Origin of the sequence: Pseudoalteromonas sp. SR45-5 (assembly GCF_014163565.1) — a bacterium.
GTDB lineage: Bacteria > Pseudomonadota > Gammaproteobacteria > Enterobacterales > Alteromonadaceae > Pseudoalteromonas > Pseudoalteromonas distincta.
The window spans coordinates 1-902 of sequence record NZ_JACJDN010000976.1; the positions used below are offsets into that span (position 1 = coordinate 1).

Here is a 902-nt window from a genome sequence, read left to right on the forward strand (position 1 = left end):
GGTACCTAGTAATTGCAAATCACCAAAGCTGGGTCGATATTTTAGTATTGCAGCGCGTGTTTAACCGTAAAATTCCATTTTTAAACTTCTTTTTGAAAAAAGAGCTTATTTACGTGCCTATTCTAGGTTTGTGTTGGTGGGCGCTTGATTTTCCGTTTATGACTCGCACGAGTAAAAGCCAATTAAAAAAGAACCCAAAGCTGCGTGGCAAAGACTTAGAAACCACGCGTAAAGCCTGCGAAAAATTTAAAGAGATGCCAGTAAGTGTGGTTAACTTTGTAGAAGGCACTCGTTTTACTACACAAAAGCACGCGCGCCAAAATAGCCCGTTTCCACACTTATTAAAACCAAAAGCGGGCGGTATTGCTTTTGTAATGCAAGCAATGGGCGAGCAAATTACTAAAGTGGTTAACGTTACCATTCATTACCCTGATGGCATTCCTACATTCATGGATTTTGCAGGTGGTAAGGTAAAAAATATCAACGTACACGTGGATGTAAGGCCTGTAAGCGAAGAGCTTATTGGTGACTACACCGGCGATTCTGAATTTAGAGTACGCTTTCAAAGCGAGCTAAATCGTTTATGGGAAAATAAAGAGCAAACATTACAATCGCTCGAAAAACACCCCAAATAAAAGGCAAAAATATGAGCTTACAGTTATGCTAAAAAAGTGGTTACCAAATTGGCTTAACGGCTTAATTGTGGGCTGCGTATTGTTTTCTAATGTAATGCTTTTTGGCTCACTAGTATTTGTACTAGGGCTTATTAAGTTATTACTGCCTTTGTCTGTTGTTAACTCTTTATTGCACAGCGCTTATCGAGGGTGGTGTAATGGCAATCGGTTTGGCTTGTGGCTAGGTTGTCCTAATATTGTGGTTGATATAAGTGGCGATTTAAATTC

1 protein-coding gene and 1 pseudogene are annotated in these 902 nt (G+C 39.6%); both read left to right on the top strand.

Features of this window, described 5'->3' with window-relative positions:
• Positions 1 to 635 (top strand): acyltransferase (locus H5072_RS20455; RefSeq protein WP_182694635.1); only part of this gene is annotated, 635 nt, incomplete at its 5' end.
• Positions 636 to 660: 25 nt separating this feature from the next.
• Positions 661 to 902 (top strand): annotated as a pseudogene (locus H5072_RS20460) (acyltransferase); the annotation flags it as partial.